Source organism: Pseudomonas sp. GL-R-19 (assembly GCF_019956375.1).
Classification (GTDB): Bacteria; Pseudomonadota; Gammaproteobacteria; order Pseudomonadales; family Pseudomonadaceae; genus Aquipseudomonas.
In genome coordinates, this window is record NZ_JAHBDJ010000024.1 from 16,817 (window position 1) to 37,309 (window position 20,493).

The 20,493-nt window shown below is 59.5% G+C and carries 20 protein-coding genes and 1 pseudogene; 8 read left to right on the forward strand and 13 right to left on the reverse strand.

What is annotated here, in order from left to right; genetic code table 11:
• Positions 1–121 precede the first annotated feature (121 nt).
• The 4 genes from rsxC (at position 122) to KGA83_RS14430 (ending at position 4,266) form a co-directional block, all read left to right on the forward strand.
• The gene (gene rsxC / locus KGA83_RS14415; protein ID WP_108218099.1) at positions 122–1,522 is read left to right on the forward strand and encodes an electron transport complex subunit RsxC; all 1,401 of its coding nucleotides are present in this window, start codon (positions 122–124) and stop codon (positions 1,520–1,522) included.
• On the forward strand, positions 1,519–2,493 hold the full coding sequence (locus tag KGA83_RS14420) for an RnfABCDGE type electron transport complex subunit D (protein ID WP_108218098.1): 975 nt from the start codon (positions 1,519–1,521) through the stop codon (positions 2,491–2,493). The genes rsxC and KGA83_RS14420 overlap by 4 nt, the downstream gene beginning before the upstream one ends.
• 278 nt (positions 2,494–2,771) lie before the next feature.
• The gene (locus tag KGA83_RS14425) at positions 2,772–3,392 is read left to right on the forward strand and encodes a dihydrofolate reductase family protein (protein WP_223529974.1); all 621 of its coding nucleotides are present in this window, start codon (positions 2,772–2,774) and stop codon (positions 3,390–3,392) included.
• A 76-nt stretch (positions 3,393–3,468) separates the two neighbouring features.
• On the forward strand, positions 3,469–4,266 hold the full coding sequence (locus KGA83_RS14430; RefSeq protein WP_223529976.1) for a glycosyltransferase family 2 protein: 798 nt from the start codon (positions 3,469–3,471) through the stop codon (positions 4,264–4,266).
• A 76-nt stretch (positions 4,267–4,342) separates the two neighbouring features.
• Here KGA83_RS14430 and KGA83_RS14435 read toward each other — a convergent pair whose 3' ends face one another.
• The 8 genes and pseudogenes from KGA83_RS14435 to mqo all read right to left on the reverse strand — a co-directional run bounded on the left by KGA83_RS14435 (position 4,343) and on the right by mqo (position 11,691).
• Positions 4,343–4,987 (reverse strand): c-type cytochrome, encoded by a 645-nt coding sequence (locus KGA83_RS14435; protein WP_223529977.1) that lies wholly within the window; start codon positions 4,985–4,987, stop codon positions 4,343–4,345.
• A 10-nt stretch (positions 4,988–4,997) separates the two neighbouring features.
• Entirely contained in the window at positions 4,998–6,239 is a 1,242-nt protein-coding gene (locus KGA83_RS14440) for a molybdopterin-dependent oxidoreductase (RefSeq protein WP_223529979.1), read from the reverse strand.
• A gap of 452 nt (positions 6,240–6,691) precedes the next feature.
• A pseudogene (locus KGA83_RS14445) lies at positions 6,692–7,001 on the reverse strand (DUF6124 family protein).
• Positions 7,002–7,448: 447 nt separating this feature from the next.
• The gene (locus tag KGA83_RS14450) at positions 7,449–7,757 is read right to left on the reverse strand and encodes an antibiotic biosynthesis monooxygenase (protein ID WP_223529981.1); all 309 of its coding nucleotides are present in this window, start codon (positions 7,755–7,757) and stop codon (positions 7,449–7,451) included.
• A 44-nt stretch (positions 7,758–7,801) separates the two neighbouring features.
• Positions 7,802–8,515, reverse strand: a complete 714-nt coding sequence (locus KGA83_RS14455) for a helix-turn-helix transcriptional regulator (protein ID WP_223529983.1) — start codon at positions 8,513–8,515, stop codon at positions 7,802–7,804.
• On the reverse strand, positions 8,508–8,762 hold the full coding sequence (locus tag KGA83_RS14460; protein WP_108218089.1) for a Pathogenicity locus: 255 nt from the start codon (positions 8,760–8,762) through the stop codon (positions 8,508–8,510). The genes KGA83_RS14455 and KGA83_RS14460 overlap by 8 nt, the downstream gene beginning before the upstream one ends.
• A 242-nt stretch (positions 8,763–9,004) precedes the next feature.
• Positions 9,005–9,616 carry a hypothetical protein gene (locus KGA83_RS14465; RefSeq protein ID WP_263292622.1) on the reverse strand — a complete coding sequence of 204 codons (612 nt, stop codon included), beginning with the start codon at positions 9,614–9,616 and terminating at the stop codon, positions 9,005–9,007.
• A gap of 428 nt (positions 9,617–10,044) precedes the next feature.
• A complete protein-coding gene (gene mqo / locus KGA83_RS14470; protein WP_223529986.1) occupies positions 10,045–11,691 on the reverse strand; it encodes a malate dehydrogenase (quinone) in 1,647 nt (548 codons plus the stop codon).
• Positions 11,692–12,082: 391 nt separating this feature from the next.
• Between mqo and ilvD the strand changes: the two genes are divergently transcribed.
• The gene (ilvD, locus tag KGA83_RS14475; protein ID WP_223529988.1) at positions 12,083–13,765 is read left to right on the forward strand and encodes a dihydroxy-acid dehydratase; all 1,683 of its coding nucleotides are present in this window, start codon (positions 12,083–12,085) and stop codon (positions 13,763–13,765) included.
• 124 nt (positions 13,766–13,889) lie between these two features.
• Here ilvD and KGA83_RS14480 read toward each other — a convergent pair whose 3' ends face one another.
• Complete coding sequence (locus tag KGA83_RS14480; RefSeq protein ID WP_108218086.1) at positions 13,890–14,540, reverse strand: DUF2238 domain-containing protein; 651 nt, start codon at positions 14,538–14,540, stop codon at positions 13,890–13,892.
• Between the two features lie 158 nt (positions 14,541–14,698).
• Between KGA83_RS14480 and KGA83_RS14485 the strand changes: the two genes are divergently transcribed.
• Positions 14,699–15,130 (forward strand): nuclear transport factor 2 family protein, encoded by a 432-nt coding sequence (locus tag KGA83_RS14485; RefSeq protein WP_108218085.1) that lies wholly within the window; start codon positions 14,699–14,701, stop codon positions 15,128–15,130.
• A 131-nt stretch (positions 15,131–15,261) separates the two neighbouring features.
• Here the strand turns inward: KGA83_RS14485 and KGA83_RS14490 are convergent, their stop codons facing one another.
• Positions 15,262–16,077: an AraC family transcriptional regulator gene (locus KGA83_RS14490; protein WP_108218084.1), complete on the reverse strand. Its 816-nt coding sequence runs from the start codon at positions 16,075–16,077 to the stop codon at positions 15,262–15,264.
• Between the two features lie 134 nt (positions 16,078–16,211).
• Between KGA83_RS14490 and KGA83_RS14495 the strand changes: the two genes are divergently transcribed.
• Both KGA83_RS14495 and grxC read left to right on the forward strand, forming a co-directional pair.
• Entirely contained in the window at positions 16,212–16,730 is a 519-nt protein-coding gene (locus KGA83_RS14495; protein WP_223529990.1) for a carboxymuconolactone decarboxylase family protein, read from the forward strand.
• 26 nt (positions 16,731–16,756) lie between these two features.
• The gene (gene grxC, locus KGA83_RS14500; protein WP_108218082.1) at positions 16,757–17,008 is read left to right on the forward strand and encodes a glutaredoxin 3; all 252 of its coding nucleotides are present in this window, start codon (positions 16,757–16,759) and stop codon (positions 17,006–17,008) included.
• 161 nt (positions 17,009–17,169) lie between these two features.
• Here the strand turns inward: grxC and KGA83_RS14505 are convergent, their stop codons facing one another.
• Genes KGA83_RS14505 through KGA83_RS14515 form a run of 3 tightly spaced genes read right to left on the reverse strand, consistent with a single transcriptional unit; the run spans position 17,170 to position 20,143 of the window.
• On the reverse strand, positions 17,170–18,678 hold the full coding sequence (locus KGA83_RS14505) for a tripartite tricarboxylate transporter permease (protein WP_223529992.1): 1,509 nt from the start codon (positions 18,676–18,678) through the stop codon (positions 17,170–17,172).
• Between the two features lie 15 nt (positions 18,679–18,693).
• Positions 18,694–19,176 carry a tripartite tricarboxylate transporter TctB family protein gene (locus tag KGA83_RS14510; protein WP_223529993.1) on the reverse strand — a complete coding sequence of 161 codons (483 nt, stop codon included), beginning with the start codon at positions 19,174–19,176 and terminating at the stop codon, positions 18,694–18,696.
• 1 nt (position 19,177) lies between these two features.
• Positions 19,178–20,143: a Bug family tripartite tricarboxylate transporter substrate binding protein gene (locus KGA83_RS14515; protein WP_108218079.1), complete on the reverse strand. Its 966-nt coding sequence runs from the start codon at positions 20,141–20,143 to the stop codon at positions 19,178–19,180.
• Between the last annotated feature and the right edge of the window lie 350 nt (positions 20,144–20,493).

Consider the following 20,493-nt stretch of genomic DNA (forward strand, 5'->3'; position numbering starts at 1 on the left):
TCTGAGTTGCGGGGTGATCAATTGTCCCCCTCCCTTTTCGCTCAACGTCCTGGAAGCAAAAAAACCATTATGTGCATTAGCGCACAGGGGTGTTTTTTGCCCAAAAATTGGAGGACAGAAAATGTCTAACCATTCGTTGCAGAGCGTCGAGCGCATGCAGAGCCGCGTCCGCGCCCAGCGCCAGCCGCAACAGAAACCCTTCTGGCGCAACCTGCTGGCCATCGCCTCACCCTCACAGCTTAGTTGGCACGGAGGGATCGAGCTCAGGGGCTACAAAGAATTATCCAACGCCATGCCGGTTGCCTCGGTCCCGATTGCAAACATACAGCTGGCGATTCCGCTCGAGCGCGGTCGCCGGTCCGTCCAGCCTTGCGTGCAGCCGGGACAGCATGTGCGCAAGGGCGAGGTGATCGGTATTGGCGATGACAACACCCCTTGGGTGCATGCCAGCACCTCCGGCATCGTGGAACGGATTGATCTCGCCTTCGCGGCCGACTCGGCCGAGCCGGTCATGTCCGTCATTCTGAACGCAGATGGTCTGGATGAGTGGATCGAACGCCCGGTGCCGGGGCTGCCGCAAACGCCCGAGGCGCTGGTCGAACGAGCATTGCAGATGGGCATAGTCGGTCTTGGCGGGGCGGGTTTCCCGACGGCCCTCAAGCTGGCCGGCGCCCGGCAGCCCGATCTTCTGCTGATCAACGGTGCCGAATGCGAGCCCTTCCTTACCTGCGATGACCGTCTCATGCGCGAACGCGCCGAGGCGCTGATCGAGTACGCCGACTATGTCGCCACCCTGATGGGAATAACACTGACCCGCTTCGGTATCGAAACCAACAAACCTGAGGCGATTACCGCGTTACGCGCCGCCGCTCGTCAGGCGCGCACCCGGGTCGAGATATGGCCGCTACCGGCGCGTTACCCGGCAGGAGGGCAGCCGTTGATGATCAAGGCCCTTAGTGGCCGCAACCTGGCGCCAGGGACCCTGCCCGCCGATATCGGCGTACTGGCGCTGAATGTCGCGACGCTCTACGCACTGGGCCGGGCCGTCTTCCACGGCGAGCCACTGGTAAGACGCGTGCTGACGCTGACCGGGGACTGCAAGCGCCCCGGGAATGTCCTGGTGCCGGTGGGTTACCCGGTCAGCGCACTGCGCGCACTTGCTGGCGCAGCCCCCGAAGGCCAGTTGACCCAGGTCGGCGGGCCGATGATGGGACAGCCGTTACCGGACCCCACTGCCGTCATCAGCAAGACCAGTAGTTGCCTGATATTCGGCGCCGAGCGCTACTTGCCGGCACCTCAGCCCGCAAGCAGTTGCATTCGCTGTACGCGCTGCGTGGATGTCTGCCCGATGTCGCTCAGGCCGCTGGATCTCTACGCTGCGGCCGAGCGCCTTGACAAGGCCAGCCTGCAGGAACTGCGATTGGATGCCTGTATCGAATGCGGCAGCTGCAGCAGCACCTGCCCGAGCAATCTGCCGCTGCGCGAACGTTTCCGCCAGAGCAAGACGGAGCTACGTGCATGAGCCTGATATTCCGTTCTACCGCGCACCGACAACTGCGCACAATAATGCTGCTGGTCAGCCTGTGTCTGCTGCCGGGCACCGCCCTGTACGCCTGGCAATTTGGCATCGTGGTCTGGTTGCAGACCTTCTGGTGCGTGCTGCTCGCCCTGGGCTTCGAAGCCGGCCTGCTGCGCCTGCGCGGACGTAATGTCCGCGAGGGTTTGAGCGACCTGAGCTGGCTGGTGCTAGGCCTGATACTGGCTCGGGCATTGCCGCTGCTGGTGCCGCTGTGGATGATCGCCGTGGCCAGCTTTGCCGCGCTCGCACTGTGTAAACACGGCAGTGGGGGCCTGGGTCGCAACCGCCTCAACCCCGCCATGGTTGGCCTGGGGATCATCGCTATCTGCTTCTACCAGCAACTGTACCCTGCGCCTTCGAACTATGCCCCCTGGACTCTCGCCCTGGACGCCAAGGCGGTTCTTCTACAACAGTTGCAGCTGGCGCCACGCCTTAACCTCGATGCGTTCGCCGGCGCCACTCAGTTGGCCAAGAACCAGTTCACACTGATCACCCCCAATCTGTCGGGGTACGGCTACATTGCCGGCGGTTTGATGCTGGCAGTCCTGCGGGTGATTCGAATCGAGATTTCGCTGGCGATGCTCGCGAGCACAGTATTGCTGTGCCTGGCAGCCGGTCATAACCTACAGGAAAGCCTGTACAACCTCAGTCTCGGTGGCTATCTCTTCACGGCCTTCTTCATCGCCACCGATCCGGTCACCAGTCCCGATACACGCGCCGGTCGCATCCTCTTCGGCGTGGCCATTGGAGCGGTGACTGAATTGATTCGCGAATTCGGGCTTTATGCCGATGGTCTGTGCTTCGCCGTGCTGGCCGCCAATCTGCTGGTGCCGCAGATCGACCAGTTGGTGCTGCGCCTACAGCGCCCCTGGTACACACGGACACCTGGCACCGAGAGCCTGTGCAGCGGGTAGCCCGCGCCTCTTCGGCGGGTACCCGACACACCTTGCGTGGTTGGATTCGCGCCCACTTATGCGGCAGCAGTTGACCGGCTACCGCATTACGGCGTGCGTCCACCAGCGGCCCCTGGAAAACAGGGGCTTATCGCAATGCATGCCCACGAGAAATAAAAACTGCGCAGCTTGTTGTCGATTTCACAGCGTCCGGTTCGACTATCTTTCAGGCAATGGTCTCAAGGGATCGCAGACTTCCCTGCCTGAACTCTTTCACCCGGATGAATCAGGAGAAGAACATGCGCACACTCACCGTTGCCGCGTTCGTGAGTCTGGACGGCGTCATGCAAGCACCCGGCGGGCCTGAGGAGGACACCAGTGGCGGATTCCGCTTCGGTGGCTGGATCGTCCCCTACGCCGACAAAACCACCGGTCAGGTCGTACAGGACCTGTTCTCCCAGCCGTTCGAGTTGCTGCTGGGACGTCGTACCTACGATATCTTCGCCGCCTATTGGCCACACATTCAGGCCGACTCCGCCCACCACACCATTGCTGATCTATTCAACGGCGTACCCAAGCACGTGGCCACCCATCACGCCGATTCGCTGGCCTGGCAGAACAGTCATGCGCTGCCGGGCAACCTGGTCGACGCGATCAGCGCGCTCAAGCGCCAGGACGGTCCTCAGCTACTGACCCAAGGCAGCGGCGAACTGGTGCGCCAACTGCTGGCCGCCGGCCTGGTGGACGAGTTGCGGCTGATGATTCATCCCATCCTGCTGGGGCGCGGCAAGCGTTTGTTCGACGACAACGCACAAGCGTCGGCTTTCACCTTGCTGAACTCGATCAGCTCGCCCGGGGGTGTGCTGATCGCCCGTTACATCCGCAGTGGCGAGGTGCGCACAGGCACATTCGAGCAATAGCCCTGGTGAAATTAAGCCTGGGCTAAGGTTGCCTCTGTTAGTCTTCGACACTTTTAAGTCGTCGAGCATTTCGAAGATGGGTAGTGTCGATACAAACGCCAAGCCACCGTTCAGCATCGTTCTGGTTAATTACAAAACCCTTGATTTGACCAGGATCTGCCTGGACCTGTTGCGCGAGCCTGTACGCAAAGCCGCAATCCCGGTCTGGGTGGTGGATAACGGTTCGGCGGACGCCAGCGTCGAGTATTTGCGCTCACTCGACTGGATCAATCTGATCGAACGGGATGCTCCCACCAAAGAGCCGGGCCACATCGCCCATGGCAAGGCGCTGGACATGGCGCTGGCCAGGGTCGATACCGACTATCTGTTGCTGATGCACACCGACACGTTCGTCTTCGATGCAAACGTCTTCGCGATGATGATGGACCACTGCACAAAGGATCGAAACGTCATCGCGGTCGGTTGCACGGAACAACTCAACCGCGGACTGCCAAGGACCCTGTGGCGCTTCACTTCACGCCTGCTCAAGCATCATTACCGACGTTTGAAGCTGTCTTTGGGCCTGCGCTCAAAAGAGCCGAAACCCTACAGGGAAACTTACTTGAAAAGCTTTTGCACGCTATGGAATTGCAGGCTAATGAAGCAACAGGGCCTGCATTTTCAGATCGACGACCGTGTGCCCGGTTATGAGTTGCAAGACCGGGTAATCGGGCTTGGCTACAAGGTCGTGTTTCTGTCGCCCGGCAAAATCTTCAAGTACCTGGACCACGTCCAGGCCGGCACCGTTGCTGCCGCAGGTGGATATGGCCTGGGTCACCGGAGGACCAAGATGTACCAGGACATTCTCAAGCGCTTCAGTGCAACCAACTCTTAGACAAACCTGCGCTCCCAAAAAAGCCCACTGACCGTTGCCGGTTCAGTGGGCTTTTTTGCATCAGGCTAACGCTGATTCACTGCTTCATGATGAACGTCGCCAGGCTCTTCAGGTCGTCCGAACTCAACTGCGCGAACGGTGGCATGGGCACATCCCCCCACTTACCGCTACCGCCGTGCTGAATGCTCGACATTACCCGGGCCAGTGCCTGCGGGTCATTGGCATACTTGACCGCCACATCGTGATAGGCCGGGCCGACGACCTTGTGGCCGACCGCGTGACAGGACAGGCAGGCGTTGTCCTGGAGCAAGGCCGAGGCGACTTTCGCTACCGACACCGTCGGTGGCTGATCCGTCGGCGGGTTCGAGGCTGCCTGAACATCGGCATCGCTCGCCTTGGCACTGCCGTAGGTCACTGCCAGATAGGCGCCGATCACCTTCACCTCCTGGTCGCTGATCGGCGCACCGTACACCTGCTGCATCTTGCCTGCTTCAGCAGTCCATTGCGCCAGACTCATGCCAGGCGGCTGGAAGTTGATGTAATCGGCCGAATGGCAGATCGAACACTTCTGCTGCGCCAACGGGTAGCCCGGCAACGTACTGGGCTTGAGCGCCACCGTTTCGGGCGGCAAGGTGATTGACAGTGGCGCGGCACCAGCCAGGGTGGCCAGACCAACCTGAGCCGCGCACAGCACGGCGCTCATGAGTTTCACAAGTTTCATGCAGTCCTCCTCAGGCGACGGTCACGTGGGTGGTTTCGACGACGTGGCGGCGGTAACCACCTGGGTTCCAGTCGGCTTGCAGCGGCTGCGTCTCGCCCGCACTGTTGCTGGCTCGCACCATCAACTGCGTGGCGCCCTTGCTGGTAAAGCTGATCGGCAGTGTCCACTCACGGAAGGAGAAACGGCCAAGGTCCTGCCCAAGCGCAGCTTCGCGCCAGGTTTTTCCGCCGTCGATCGACACTTCCACCTTGTTGACCCCAACGCCACCGTCGAACGCGATGCCCTTGAGCGCCACGCTTTTGTTCAGCGGCAATACATCGCCGTGTTTAACGCTGGTGATGAAACTGCGCACCGGCAGCTTGGAAATCGGCCGGGTTTTCGCCGCCGTGGTGCCGGGGGCAATGCAGAAGCAATCGTTATCCGGAACCCGGTACGCCTTGGCCATGAAGAAACCGTCATAGGTATGGTCGATGACCTCGATCTGACTCAGGTGCTTGACCCAATACGTGCCGAAATAGCCCGGCACCACCAGACGAATCGGGTAACCGTTGAGAAATGGCAGGTCGGCGCCATTCATCGACCAGGCAATCATCGGCTCGCCGTCCATGGCATGGCTGATGTCCAGCGCCTTGATGAACTCCGGCGTGCTCGGCAACACCGGTTTATCGAGCCCACGGAAGGTCACTTGCGCGGCACTGGCTTTCACACCGGCCTTCTCCAGTACCGCCTTGAGCGGCACCCCCAACCAGCGCGCATTGCCCATGGAGCCATTGCCCAACTGAGCGCCGAACACCCGCGGCATCGAGAAGCCACGGCTGTTACCCGAGCACTGATTGACGGCCACCACTTCCACCGGTTTGGCGAGGGCCTTGAGCTCGGCGAGGGACAGTGACAGCGGCGTGTCGACCATGCCCTTGATCGTCAGGCGGTAGCTGTCGGGATCGATGCTGGTCGGGAAATCGGCCAGGTGGTAACGCACGAAAAAGGCATCATTGGGCGTGATCGGCCCTTCGTTGAAGACGGGGAATGGCGTCTCCAGATGCGGCGGACGCGTGGTCACCAGGGTCAACGGGCGTTTTTGCGGGTATTGCACCAGCGGTCGTGGGCCAGCGGCAAAGGTCACTTCTTCGGCGTTTTCGTCGGCTGCCCTGGCGAGGCTTGCCAACGGCGAGGCCGCCACAGCCAGAGTGAAAGCATCGCGTAAAACCCGCCGGCGGCTCGGCTGGCTGCTGTCTACAAAACTGAACTTCATTCTGCGCTCTCTCTGATTGTTTTATTGAGATGCAACTGACAGTCCTTCATCAGAATAGTGGGGCAGGACTTCATGTGCCAATGCGGTTTCGCTATACGGTTCGACTTCGGAAAACAAACCAGTATCGTCACGTGCAAGCGGGCTGCTTCACATTAAGCGTCAGTGACTTGGCAATTGATGACAGGGGCTGCCGAAGCATGCGGCATAGAGAGCAATGCTGTTCAGTTAAGCGAATGTGGTCCTCTGTAGGAGCAGCCGGTCGACGCTCGATTGCTCGCGATGGTCGTTAACGATAACGCGTATTTACTGGCTAAACGCGGCGCTCTTGAGTCCATCGCCAGCAAGCTGGCTCCTACAGTTTCCCGGGATTGCGTGAAGAACCCAAAAAAAACCCACTGACCGTTGCCGGTTCAGTGGGCTTTTTCACATCAGGCTAAAACCGCCCTCGCCTGCTACTGCGGATCTACCTGATCCAGCACGCGGTTCACCGATAGTTCCGCCAAGGCAATCATCTGTTGAACCCCCAGTGCCAAATTGCATTTTGGGCCAGAGAGGATAAAAGCCAGTTCACTGGCCATGACACTGGCCGAGGCAAGGGTTTCACAGGCATGAACCAGGAGGGTTTCATTGTTGACGTTTGGGGGCGATGGTAAAGATGGGGTTGGGACGGCGCTCGGCCAATTTTGGCTTACGAGATGAGGACTCGGAATCGATGTCTATCTGCGCGTCTGAATCAGGGGGATTCGGAGTTGGTTTTATCATTGTGAAGCTCCTATGAAAGTGAGCCCCTCCCCATCCGCTACCACGCAAAATAGGGAGACGGCTGTACACAGGGTGGTAGACCGGTCATAGGAACCCGGCAGGCCGAAGCCTCCCATGCACAGCCGCCACAAAGCAGCCAGCACAAAAAAACGCCCTGAGGCGTTCTGGGTCTATGAAGAAACCGGGCTACCACACCCGTTCGCTGAATTGGCAGCGACGGGCCAAGGTTAGCGAGGTGGGTTGTGAAGTGCAAGCCCCATGGAATATGGAAAAACTTGAGGCTAATTACCGCTTTCAAACCAACAAGAAGTCATCAAAAGCCGGGCGGGACGCTGCATATTTACCTAGCAATAGGTGATCTGAGAACACTGACACTGAAAGTGTCAACACCGATGCCTGAAAGCAAAGGCATCGATGTCTCTTGCCTGCTCTGGCAGTCCGTCGGGGTCAACTCATCTCTGGAACGAGATGACTCATGAACGTCAGGCTTTCAATAGCGTACATATACTCGGAGAATCTCGGATCTCCGTCGTTGAACGCCTTTGCCACTTTTTGTGCGTTCTCAAGACTGTCCCACATAGCCAAGTCCGCGAAGACCCGGTCGTCGCTCATAGGGCAGTAGGCACGGTACTCGATCAAACCAGGAAAGGCCTTTAACGTTTCACGAAGCCCTGCGCGGAGCACAGGTACTTGCGTAACGCATTCCGGTTTGACCTTGAAAATGGCTAATTCGAGTACATGAGATGAGTGCTGCATCGGGATGACCTTCTGTGTGTTAAGGAGTCCCAATTATCAGTGGCTCATACTGACAGCGTAGTGTCAGTAGTGGTGATCGCTTTCCACTGGCTTGCCTGGTGTTTCATATACGCTTGCAGATCAAGGGCAGGATTGTCGGGTGATGGTTGTTGGGCAATAACGATGGAGGCTATGCGATCGACCCGAAAATCGCGGTAAGCCGCCCTGGTACTACACCAGCTTCCAACCGTCCACTTTCCTCCCCAGTAGAAAAGGCCAAGAGGCGAAATGAGGCGTTGCGAAACCGCACCGTCCAGGCTGGTATAAGTGATCTTCAGCGCCTGTGTGTTTTCGATGGCATTTCGAAGGGTTGCCAAATGACCACGCGTCGAGGAAGGTGTTGTTCCAAGTGCCCTGATTTTTGCCGCGCTGGGGTCAACCTTGTGATGGACTATGGACGCTGAGATTTTGCTCAACAACATCCTCGCAGCAGCACTTAGATCGTTATCGGCGCAAGCTGAAAGCATTTCCATCCCGAGCATCAATGCATCCAGTTCGAGTCTGTTCAACGTTAACGGCGGCATCTCAAAATCGGCATCCAAGGCATACCCCACGCCAGCGGTACCATAGATTGGGATTCCACTGAAGGAAAGGTCGTCGATGTATCGATAGATCGAGCGAACGGAAACGCCAATTCGGCTAGCCAGTCGTTCAGCAGAGATTGGCTGATGGACACGAATCAGATTTACCAATTGAAATAAGCGATCAGCTTTACGCACCAGGTGTGCTCAACCGAGAGTCCTTTGCAAGCTCAATGGCCGCGTTAATGGCGGCCCGAGCTTGGGGGCTATTCTTCCAGCAAGTCGATCCCACTGCTGCCGAAGCCTGAGCCAGGATGTCACAAGCATTCGCTTTGCCGAGCACAGCTAGCGAGTCAATGCCCATCTGCTCAAGGCGAGCGATAACGGCCGGCCCTACGCCCTTCAGGGCCAACAAGGCATTATATTCCGTCAGTGGAAATGGCATCCGTAAACTCCTGTTATCGGCCAATGAAGCAACCGGAGTTTGCCCGACGCAAGAGGGCATCTCAATAGATGGACTCCATCGCTCTAAGCGCAGGCATTAGGAAGGTGGGTTCGGCAGACGCAAGATGCGGCTGCCAACCCAGCGCGCGAGTGATCGAGAGCTGTTGCCGCATCGGTGGATGCCGGCCTGATTAACGTAGAGCGATTCGGTCGCACGCATATCGCAAGCAAACTATCGCCTGCTCAATTTGGCAATGCCTTAGCAATTGCCGCTTCAAGCATAGGTTTGGCTGCGTCATGCAAGAGCTGGCCGTGAGCGCCTACGACATGTTCGAAATCAAGCCTCAGAAGCCTCTCGAAGTCGGCGACAAGGCTGCCCCCCTCCGGCGTGACGCGTTTCAGCCAAGGGCCGCCAATAAGTAGCGTCAGCTTAAAACCCATCATCCGAAGTACGCATCTGCTAAGGAAAGTCGTGTAACTCCAGTCGGCCCAATATTGAATGCTATCCGTGGTGATGAGCAGTTTCAGATTCTTCAGCAAAAGACACGCCTCAGGGTATTTGGCCGCTTCATACACGAAGAACTGTGCATCAGGCATCGGCGGAGACGCTGCGGCGTTGATCACATGGTTTGCCATAGGCACCTTGTAAGTCTCCGGTCGAGATTGACACCAGAACTCCGCCTGGTATCGGTCAACGTAAAACCGATCGTCCAGGCCATGGAAATCTCCTAGACGCAGGACATGGCGAACATTACCTAGCGCATCCAGCTGACTAAGTGCGGCATCGCTCAGGCGCACTGGGTTGATGAGGGTCAATTCATCGCCACTTTTGACAATGACCATGTTTCGGTTCATACGCATTCCAGGGCCGATCCTGATGCTGCCATGAACCAGGTAAACGTTGTGGAAAATAGGAGTGATAGGGTCATGGGGGAACGCGGGTGGGTACACGGACTATTCCTTGTGAAGTTATCCTTACTCACTGCTTGGCGAATCCTTATCAACCCAAGCGTGACGACCGTACCTTACCTTGGGACGTCCTACGCATCCATAGCTGACCCTGCCTGCAATGTTCAGGTCCTGTCCAGACCGTTGCACGGTGAGGTTCGGGGCGACTGCACCTCATCGCAGATCCTGCTCAGTACAGGTAGGCGCCTTCACCGCACGGTTGCTATTTATCGTCAAACATAATGCCGATCATGCCTCCAGAATCATTTTCCAGCCCACAAAAAAACCCACTGACCGTCGCCGGTTCAGTGGGCTTTTTTTGATCCGGTCTCTAATTACAGAGCCATATCACTCGCAGCATTAGCCTTCGGAGCCTTCACAGCAGTATCGACAGTCACTGGCTTCACAGCCGGTGCGATCACCGCTGGTGGCGGAGTCAGCTGCAGCACCTTGGCGGTGTAGGCCCACTCTTCAGCAACTTTCTCAGGGCTGTTGTTCAGCTGAGTGCCGTAGCTCGGTACGATCTGGTGCAGTTTGGCCTGCCACTCAGGGGTCGCGACCTTGTCCTTGAACACTTTCTGCAGCACGGTCAGCATGATCGGTGCGGCAGTCGATGCGCCTGGCGAAGCGCCCAGCAGGCCGGCGATGCTGCCGTCTTGCGAAGCGACGATTTCGGTGCCCAGTTTCAGCACGCCACCGGCGGCTTCGTCACGCTTGATGATCTGCACGCGCTGGCCGGCTTGCCACAGGCGCCAGTCTTCGGCCTTGGCGTTCGGGAAGTATTCTTTCAGGGCGTTCATGCGGTCTTCGTCAGACAGCATCAGTTGGCCTGCCAGGTACTCGACCAGTGGGTATTCCTTGATGCCGACCTTGGTCATTGGCCACACGTTGTGCGTGGTCGTGGTGGTCAGCAGGTCCAGGTACGAACCTTCCTTGAGGAACTTGGTGCTGAAGGTCGCGAATGGGCCAAACAGGATCACGCGCTTGCCGTCCAGCACGCGGGTGTCCAGGTGTGGAACCGACATCGGCGGTGCGCCCACCGAAGCCTTGCCGTAGGCCTTGGCCAGGTGTTGCTCGGCGATGGTCGGGTTCTCGGTCACGAGGAACGAGCCGCCTACCGGGAAGCCTGCGTATTCACGGGCTTCAGGAATGCCGGACTTCTGCAGCAGGTGCAGGGCACCGCCGCCGGCGCCGATGAACACGAACTTGGCGTCGGTTTCGGTCTTGCTGCCGTCTTTCAGGTTTTTGTAGCTGACGCGCCAGCTGCCGTCTTCGTTCCTGGTGATGTCCTGCACTTCGCTGGACAGCTTCAGGTCGAACTTCGGCGTGGTTTGCAGGTGCGCGACGAACTGGCGGGTGATTTCGCCAAAGTTCATATCGTTGCCGAGCTGGCTCCAGGTGGCCGCGACTTTCTGGTTCGGGTCACGCCCTTCCATCATCAGCGGCACCCACTGCTTGATCACAGCCGGGTCTTCGGAGTACTGCATGCCGGCGAACAGCGGGCTCGCTTGCAGGGCTTCGTAGCGCTTCTTCAGGAACTTGATGTTGTCATCGCCCCACACAAAGCTCATGTGCGGAGTGGAGTTGATGAACGAACGCGGGTTCTTCAGCACGCCTTGCTGAACCTGCCAGGCCCAGAACTGACGGGAGATCTGGAAGGCTTCGTTGATTTCAACGGCTTTCGCGATCTGGACGTTGCCCTTGTCGTCTTCCGGGGTGTAGTTCAGCTCGGCCAGGGCGGAGTGACCGGTACCGGCGTTGTTCCAGCCGTTGGAGCTTTCCTCGGCGACGCCGTCGAGGCGCTCGACCATTTCCATCGACATGCCAGGTTCCAGCTCATTGAGCCAGACACCCAGGGTCGCGCTCATGATGCCGCCGCCAATCAGCAGCACATCGACTTTCTTTGTCTCTTGCGCGTGGACGGACATCATCCCCATCGACAAAGCCAGCCCCAGCAGGGCCGTGTTCACTTTCTTAAACATCTGTAGCACCTATGATAAAACGCCATCCGCCCTTCCATCCTCATGCGCACAGCCCCATGTTTCACGGCAGTCACGGATGCGGCACTCAAGGATTGCAGGGTGGGCACACAAGACCGACGAACCGCGTCGACCCCAATTTAATGTCCCTTCTGAACTGACTTTTTATCTTTATTGGCTTCAGCTACTTGAGCGACAGTGATTCCGTCGGCACGTCTTGCGGACATGCAAACTGAATAGGTCAAACCAAGTTGGCGCGCAGAATATCACGACAAGGCTTACCCGCGCGTCTGTTCCCGACCGGTCAGTCCGGGCCCGGGCGCCCGGCCTTCTATACTCATCCTGTTTTTCTCAGCGAGCATGTGTGGAACAGCCATGAGCGATAGGAGCAGTCATGAGTGACAAAGACGATCTGCGCAAGTACTCCTCTCAAGTGATCGACGGCGTGGAAGCCGCACCGGCACGTGCCATGCTGCGGGCCGTGGGCTTTACCGATGCAGACTTCCAGAAGCCGCAGGTCGGCATCGCCTCGACCTGGGCCATGGTCACGCCCTGCAACATGCACATCGACAAGCTGGCGCTCGAAGCCGAAAAAGGCGCGAATGCCGCGGGTGCCAAGGGCGTGATCTTCAACACCATCACCATTTCCGACGGCATCGCCAACGGCACCGAAGGCATGAAGTATTCGCTGGTGTCCCGCGAGGTGATCGCCGACTCCATTGAAGTGGTGGCCGGTTGCGAGGGGTTCGACGGCCTGGTGACCATCGGCGGCTGCGACAAGAACATGCCGGGGTGCCTGATTGGCATGGCGCGGCTCAATCGCCCGTCGATCTTTGTCTATGGCGGCACCATTCAGCCGGGTGCCGGGCACACCGACATCATTTCCGTGTTCGAGGCCGTGGGCCAGCACGCCCGGGGCGACATCAGCGAGATCCAGGTCAAGCAGATCGAGGAAGTGGCGATTCCCGGCCCCGGTTCCTGTGGCGGCATGTACACCGCCAACACCATGGCCTCGGCCATTGAAGCCTTGGGCATGAGCCTGCCCGGTTCCAGCTCTCAGGACGCCATTGGCGGCGACAAGGCGTCGGACAGCTTCCGCGCTGGCCAGCAGGTCATGGAGCTGCTCAAGCTCGACCTCAAGCCGCGCGACATCATGACCCGCAAAGCCTTCGAAAATGCCATTCGCGTGGTGATCGCCCTCGCCGGCTCGACTAATGCCGTGCTGCATCTGCTGGCCATGGCCAACGCGGTGGATGTGGAACTGACCCTGGATGACTTCGTCGAGTTGGGCAAGATCTCCCCGGTGGTCGCCGACCTGCGCCCCAGCGGCCAATACATGATGAGCGAGCTGGTGGCCATCGGCGGCATTCAACCACTGATGAAACGCATGCTCGATGCCGGCATGCTGCACGGCGATGTGCTGACCGTCACCGGCCAGACCCTGGCGAAAAACCTCGCCAGCGTGCCCGACTACCCGGCCGGCCAGGACGTGATCCGGCCGTTCGACCAGCCGATCAAAAAAGACTCCCACCTCGTCATTCTGCGCGGCAACCTCTCGCCCGGCGGTGCCGTGGCCAAGATCACCGGCAAGGAAGGCCTGCGCTTCGAAGGCACGGCCCGGGTCTATCACGGCGAGGAAGGTGCGCTGGCCGGCATTCTCAATGGCGAAGTGCAGCCCGGCGAGGTGATCGTGATCCGCTATGAAGGCCCCAAGGGCGGGCCGGGCATGCGCGAGATGCTCTCGCCGACGTCGGCAGTCATGGGCAAGGGCCTGGGCAAAGAGGTGGCGCTGATCACCGATGGCCGTTTCTCCGGCGGCTCCCACGGTTTCGTGGTCGGTCACATCACGCCGGAAGCCTTCGAGGGCGGGCCGATTGCGTTGGTCGAGAATGGCGACAGGATCATCATTGATGCTGAGACCCGGCAGATTACCGTTGATGTGTCTGTCGCGGACCTGGCCGAGCGCAAGAGCCTTTGGGTGCGCCCGGAATCAAAATACAAGCGAGGGGTGCTGGCCAAGTATGCGAAGACGGTGTCCAGTGCTTCGGAGGGGGCTGTGACGGATAAATATCTTTAGGGCGCTGGTCCTGCGTTGTCTGGGATATTGCCATCGTCGGAACGCCGCCCAGAGCAAGCTCGCGATGGCGTCCTGTCAGGCAACCTCTGCCTCAACAGCTACCCCGCCGAAGCCGTCTGCCCGATCACCTTGCGGTCGTCATCGCTTGTTTTTGCACCCTGCCGCGCAGGGACACCAGCAACAGAGTGGCGAACGCACCGACCACCGCGACGGCCATGTCCTTTTGCGAATCCCAGGGGTCGTTTTGCGCGCCGACGAAAGCATTCGCCGTGTCATTGCCCAGAAAGGCCCCGCCGAACCACTCCACCAGTTCATACACCGCGGACGTCGACAGCATGACGTTCAGGGTCACGAAAAACAGCCAGAACCCGCGCAGCGAAGTCAGGCGCCACAACACTTCACGCACCGGATAAGCCAGCAGCAGTCCGTAGCTCAGATGCACCAGTCGGTCGTAGTGATTGCGATGAACACCTGACACCTGCTCGAAACTGAAGCCGAACCACGCCAAAGACCAATGATCGTAAGGCACCAGGGAATAGGTGTAGTGGGCGCCCAATTCATGGACGCAGAGAAACGCAAACACCAGCGTGATCGATGCCGACGACAAGCGGAACCAGCGAGAAACCGCCACCAGCGTCCCCACCAGCAACAGCACCAGCAGGTTTTCCAGCGCCCAGTCCACCCGGCTGCGGGGAGAAAAACCCGACACCACGACAATCAGCAGGAATACCACGAGCAATGTCAGGTCGTGCCGCAAACGTTGATTCGGCTGCATGACTGCACTACCTCGAAGTCAGGACATCGCCCTTTTAACTTCGAGACAAGGCCGTCGGGCAAGTTCGCTTTTTTCCTCCACCGCATGCTAAGTTGTACGATGACTGACGAATGTTCGCCCAGTCGTCGCACTCCCCCTACAACAACAAGGAAATACTCATGAAAAAAGCAAAAGTGCTGATCGGTTTTCTGTGCCTGTTCAGCGGCTACGTTGCCGCCACCCCGGTTGCCGCGGACAAGGACGTGGCCCAGGCGGTCGACCACCTGACCCAGGCCATGTTGCACAAAGACATCCCGGAGCTGAACGCCTTGACCGCCGAGAACCTGACCTACGGGCATTCCAGCGGCAAGATCCAGGACAAGCAGGCCTTCATCGCCGACATCGAAACCGGCAAAAGCGCGTTCAAGACCCTGGAGATGCAAAACCAGACCATTACCGTCTCCGGCGATGTCGCGCTGGTCCGTCACCACTTCTCGGCGCAAGCGCTCAAAGGCACTGAAGTGGTACCCACCGAAATCGAGAACTTCCAGATCTGGCAAAAGCAGGACGGTAAGTGGCTGCTGGTAGGACGGCAGGCGTTCAAGTTCTGATGAATTCGTAAAGCCACCAACATAACCTGTAGGAGCGAGCCTGCTCGCGATGACGGTAATCCATTCAACATCAATGTCGACTGGCTTGACGTCATCGCGAGCAGGCTCGCTCCTACAGGGGTTTGCGGTGGTCAGTTGCCTTTCCACTCCCTGGGACTGAGCCCGGTCTTGCGCCGAAACGCCCGGGCCAGCGCCGAGGGACTTTCGTAACCGACTTCCTCGGCAATCAACGCAATCGGCCGGCCCTCGCGCAGGCGTTTCTGCGCCAGGCTGATGCGCCAGCTCACCAGGTAATCCACCGGCGTCTGCCCGACCACCCGGCGAAAGTGCTCGGCGAAACTGGCCCGCGACATGTTGGCGGCGACCGAAAGTTCGGCCACGCTCCAGGCCTTGGCCGGGGTTTCATGCATCAGGCTCAGGGGCCGCGCCAGCCGTGAATCGGCAAGGCCAGCCATCATGCCCGGTTGCTGGCCAGTGGTGCTCAAGATGTGCCGTAGCAACAGAATCACCAGCAGCTCGAACAGGCGATCCATCACCGCTTCGCGTCCGCACGTACCTTCAAACGCCTCGTTGAACAGCCATTCCAGAGTCCCGGCCAGGGTCGGGATTTCATCGAGCTTGAGCACCAGATAATCCGGCAGCGCCGCCGCCAGGGCATTGCCCGCACCGCCGTCGAAATCCAGGGTCGCGCAGACCAGTTGCGTGCCGAAGGCATCAGACGCGAACAGGCGATGTCGATAGGGCCGGGGGAAAAAGATCAGGGTCGGTTCGGTCAATTGCAGATCCGGCTGATCGTCCATCTTGAGCAGCAACTCACCCGCCTGAAGCAGGTGCAAATGGCCGCTGGCCTGTTGGCCGTCGAAGGCGGTGGTGCCGCAAAATGTGCCACTGTGAAAGGTGCCGGCATTGACGCCGAAGTGCGTGAGCAACGTGGACAAGCGATCCATGACAAGGCTCCCGAAGGCGATTTTGGACGATCTGTCGCATATCCTCGACGATTTGCACCCAACAAGCCAAGCACTGTCTCTAACATCAGCTCCGTACCCAGCGCATACCGCGCTTCACACCACGGAGTATCACCATGACCCGCATTGCCCCGATCAGCCTTGAACACGCCACTGACGCCACCCGCCCGCTGCTGGAAGGCGTGCAGAAGAAAATCGGCTTTCTGCCCAACCTCTTCAAAGTATTGGCCCACGCCCCGGCGGTGCTGGCGTCGTACCTGCAAAACTCGGCCGCACTGGGCAAGACGTCCCTGAGCGCCAAGGAAAAAGAAGCGGTGTCCCTCGCCACCTCGCAGGTCAACGGCTGCGACTACTGCCTGGCGGCTCACACGCTGTTCGCCGGCAAGGCCGGGCTGTCGGGCCAGGACATCCTCAGTGCGCGTCAGGGTGAACTCAACGCTTATGCCACCCTCGCCCGCCAAGTCACCGAAAGCCGTGGCCACCTGACCGTAGAACAGATCGCCGCGGCCCGTGCTGCCGGCATCGACGACGGCAAGATCATCGAAGTGATCGCCCACGTGGCTTCGCAGACGTTGACCAACTACCTGAACAACACAGCGCTGACCGACATCGACTTCCCGGCCATCGACGCCTGAATGACTTGAACGACGGAGTACCCACCATGAACACCGTGACCTTGTACACCACCGACACCTGCCCTTACTGCCGCAACGCCAAGGCCTTGCTGGCAAGCAAAGGCGTGGCGATGCAGGAGATCAATATCCAGCGCGAGCCAGGCAAATTCGAGGAAATGCTCAGCCGCAGCAACCGCCGCAGCGTGCCGCAGATTTTCATCGGTGATACGCACATCGGCGGCTTCGACGACCTGGCCAAACTGGATCGTCAGGGTGGGTTGATGTCGATGCTGGCCTGAGCCGGTCAGGTATTGGTTGTCCACCTGGTCCACTGCAATACCCTGTGGGAGCGAGCCTGCTCGCGAAGGCGTCGGGTCAGTCGATATTTATTTCACTGACACTCCGTCATCGCGAGCAGGCTCGCACAGGTATGCATTCGGCTACCAGGTATTCGCAGGATTCAATCATCCTCATGCAACTTGATCCCGCGCTTATGCAGCACATGGGGTACCACCAGCACCAGCAGCGTCAGGGCAAGGAAGAACGCCGAGATCGGTTGTGTGAGGAATACCGTCCAGTCGCCCTGGCTGATGGACAAGGCGTTACGCAGTTGTTTCTCGGCCATCGGCCCCAGCAGCATGCCGACGATCACCGGGGCGACGGGGAAGTCGAAACGGCGCATCAGCACCCCGCCCCAGCCAATGGCCAACATCAGGATCAGGTCGAAGGATGAGTGACGCATGCCGTACACGCCGATGGTCGCGAATACGAGGATGCCCGCGTTCAGGTACGGCCGGGGGATTTGCAGCAGTTTGACCCACAGCCCCACCAGCGGCAGGTTCAACACCAACAGAATCACGTTGCCGATGTACAGCGAGGCCACCAGCGTCCAGACCAGGTCGGCGGAGGTTTCGAACAGCATCGGCCCCGGTTGCAGGTTGTAGTTCTGGAACGCCGCCAAGAGGATCGCAGCGGTGGCGGACGTCGGGATGCCCAGGGTCAACAACGGCACCAGGGACCCGGTCGCGCTGGCATTGTTGGCCGCTTCCGGACCGGCGACGCCTTCGATGGCGCCCTTGCCCTTGTTGGCGGAAAACTCCTTGGGATACTTGCTGAGTTTGCGTTCGGTGGAATAGGACAAAAAGGTCGGAATCTCGGCGCCACCGGCCGGAATCGAACCGAACGGAAAACCGATCAGCGTGCCCCGCAACCATGCAGGCACCGAGCGTTTCCAGTCGGCGCGGGTCATCCACAACGAGGTCAGGCGATGCCGTCCTTCGTTTGATTCCGTTTGATAGAGCAAGCTGTACAAGGCCTCGCCCACCGCGAACAAACCAACCGCCACCAGCACCACCTCGATACCGTCCACCAGTTCGGGAACGCCCAAGGTGTAGCGGGCAATGCCCGAGGTCGAGTCCAGCCCGATCAACCCGATGGTCAACCCGACGCCCAGCGAGGCAAACCCGCGCAGCATCGAAGCGCCGAGCACCGCCGACACGGTGGTGAACGACAACACCAGGATCGCGAAGTATTCGGTCGGGCCGAAATTCAGCGCCAGCCTGGCCACGATGGGCGCAAACAGCGTCAGCAAAATCGTGGCGATGGTGCCGGCGACGAACGAGCCTATCGCCGCCGTTGCCAGCGCAGGTCCGGCCCGGCCGTTGCGCGCCATCAGGTTGCCTTCCAGGGCCGTGACCATGGACGACGACTCGCCGGGAGTGTTGAGCAGGATCGAAGTGGTGGAGCCACCGAACTGCGCGCCGTAATAGATACCGGCGAACATGATCAGCGCGCCAGTGGGGTCGACCTTGGCGGTAATCGGCAACAGCAGGGCCACCGTCAATGCCGGACCGATCCCCGGCAATACGCCGATGGCGGTGCCGAGCAGGCAGCCGATGAACCCCCACATCAGATTGATCGGCGTGAGCGCCGCGGCAAAACCCATCGCCAGGCTTGAAAGAATGTCCACCGTGTCGATCTCCTTTCAGAGCCAGATGTTGATCAGCGACGGCAGGGACACCCCCAGCCCGGCGTTGAACAGCCAGTAGATCGGCAGGGTCAAGGCAATGCCGATGGCCAGGTCCCGCACGGGATGACGGCTGCCAAACCCCCGCGCCGAACAGGCAAACAGCAACCCGGCGGCCAGCACAAAGCCGATCAGGTTGATCAGCACCGCCACCCCGACAAGCCCCGCGGTCACCCAGGCCGCACCGGCTTTTCCACCAGGCACCGTGGCGGTGTCGTTATCCAGTTCGCGAAAGCCGCCACTGATGGCCTGATACCCCAGCAGCAGCCCCACTGCACCCAGAAACGCCGCCACGACATAGGGATAAACATACGCCGGCAGGATGACGAAACCCATTTCCGGCGGAAAACGGTAGGCACCCATCGCCAACACGACGCTGATGGCGATCAGGCCGATGCCGACCGCCAACTGCGTCGGCACCACTGTACGTAGTGTGGCCATTTCAAATCAGCCCGACCTTGACCAGCATGGCGTGCAACCGTACATGCTCTTCCTCGACGAACTTGCCGAACTCATCGCCGGTCAGCACGCTGGGCGTCCAGGCGTTGGTCTGGATATTGTCCTGCCAGACCTTGCTGTTGGTGGCGGCCACGACCGCGTCGATCACTTCCTTGCGCTGCTGCGGGGTGAGGCCCGCCGCACCGTAAACGCCGCGCCAGTTGCCGATCGTCACGTCATAGCCGCTCTCCTTGAGGGTCGGTGCCTCAACGCCGGGAACGCGCTCCGGCGCGCCGATGGCCAGGACACGGAACTGGCCGGTCTTGATGTATTGGCCAAGCTCGGCGTAACCGCCGGTGATCACCTTGAGCTGGCCGCCCAGCGCCTGGGCAACCACTTCGCCACCGCCACCAAAGGCCACGTAGTTGACCTTGTTGACCGGCACGTCCAGCTTGCCCGCCAGCTCGGCGATGCCGATGTGATCCACCGAGCCCTTGGAGCCGCCGCCCCAGGTGATGCTTGTCGGATTGGCCTTGAAGGCCTTGATCAGGTCATCGAGGGTCTTGTACTCAGACTCCTTGCGCACGGCGATCACGTTGTACTCGGTGAACAGCCGGGCAATGGGCGTCACATCCTTCAGGCTGATCTGCGGTTTGTTCTGTTCGATGCCCGCGACCATGATCGCGCCGACCACCAGCAATGCGTTCGGGTCACCCTTGGTGCTGTTGGCAAATTGCGCCAGGCCCAGGGTCCCGCCCGCGCCGCCCTTGTTCTCGAAGGTGACGGCTTTGGCCGTATTGGCTTCGATCATGGCCTTGCCCAGCACCCTGGCGGTCTGGTCGTAACCACCGCCCACTGAACCCGGGGCCATGAATTTCACGGTATCCAGCGCAAAGGCGGGTGCGACCAGCACGGCAGCGGTCAAACCAGCGGCCACGCAGCGACTGAAACGACGGATCAAAGCGGACATGGGCATCTCCTGATTGCATTGTTTTTATAGGTGCCGATTGCCCATCGGGGTGCTCGATGAACATGGGCCTGCGAACAAGCTTAGGCCATGGATCCGTGGGTTGATCTGTTTTAAAGCGCTGCAACACCCTGTAGGAGCGAGCCTGCTCGCGATGGACGTAAATGCACCGCGTTTATTCAGGTAACACACGTAATCGTTAGCGACCATCGCGAGCAGGCTCGCTCCTACAGGGTTTGAAGTGTTCCAACCGGCGTTTGATTACAACTTTGTCATCAAGCTGTTGGTCAGCTGTTCGGATCGCCTAGTTAACCTGAACGCTGTCAGGCCAGCCACCGGCCACATGAGTCACG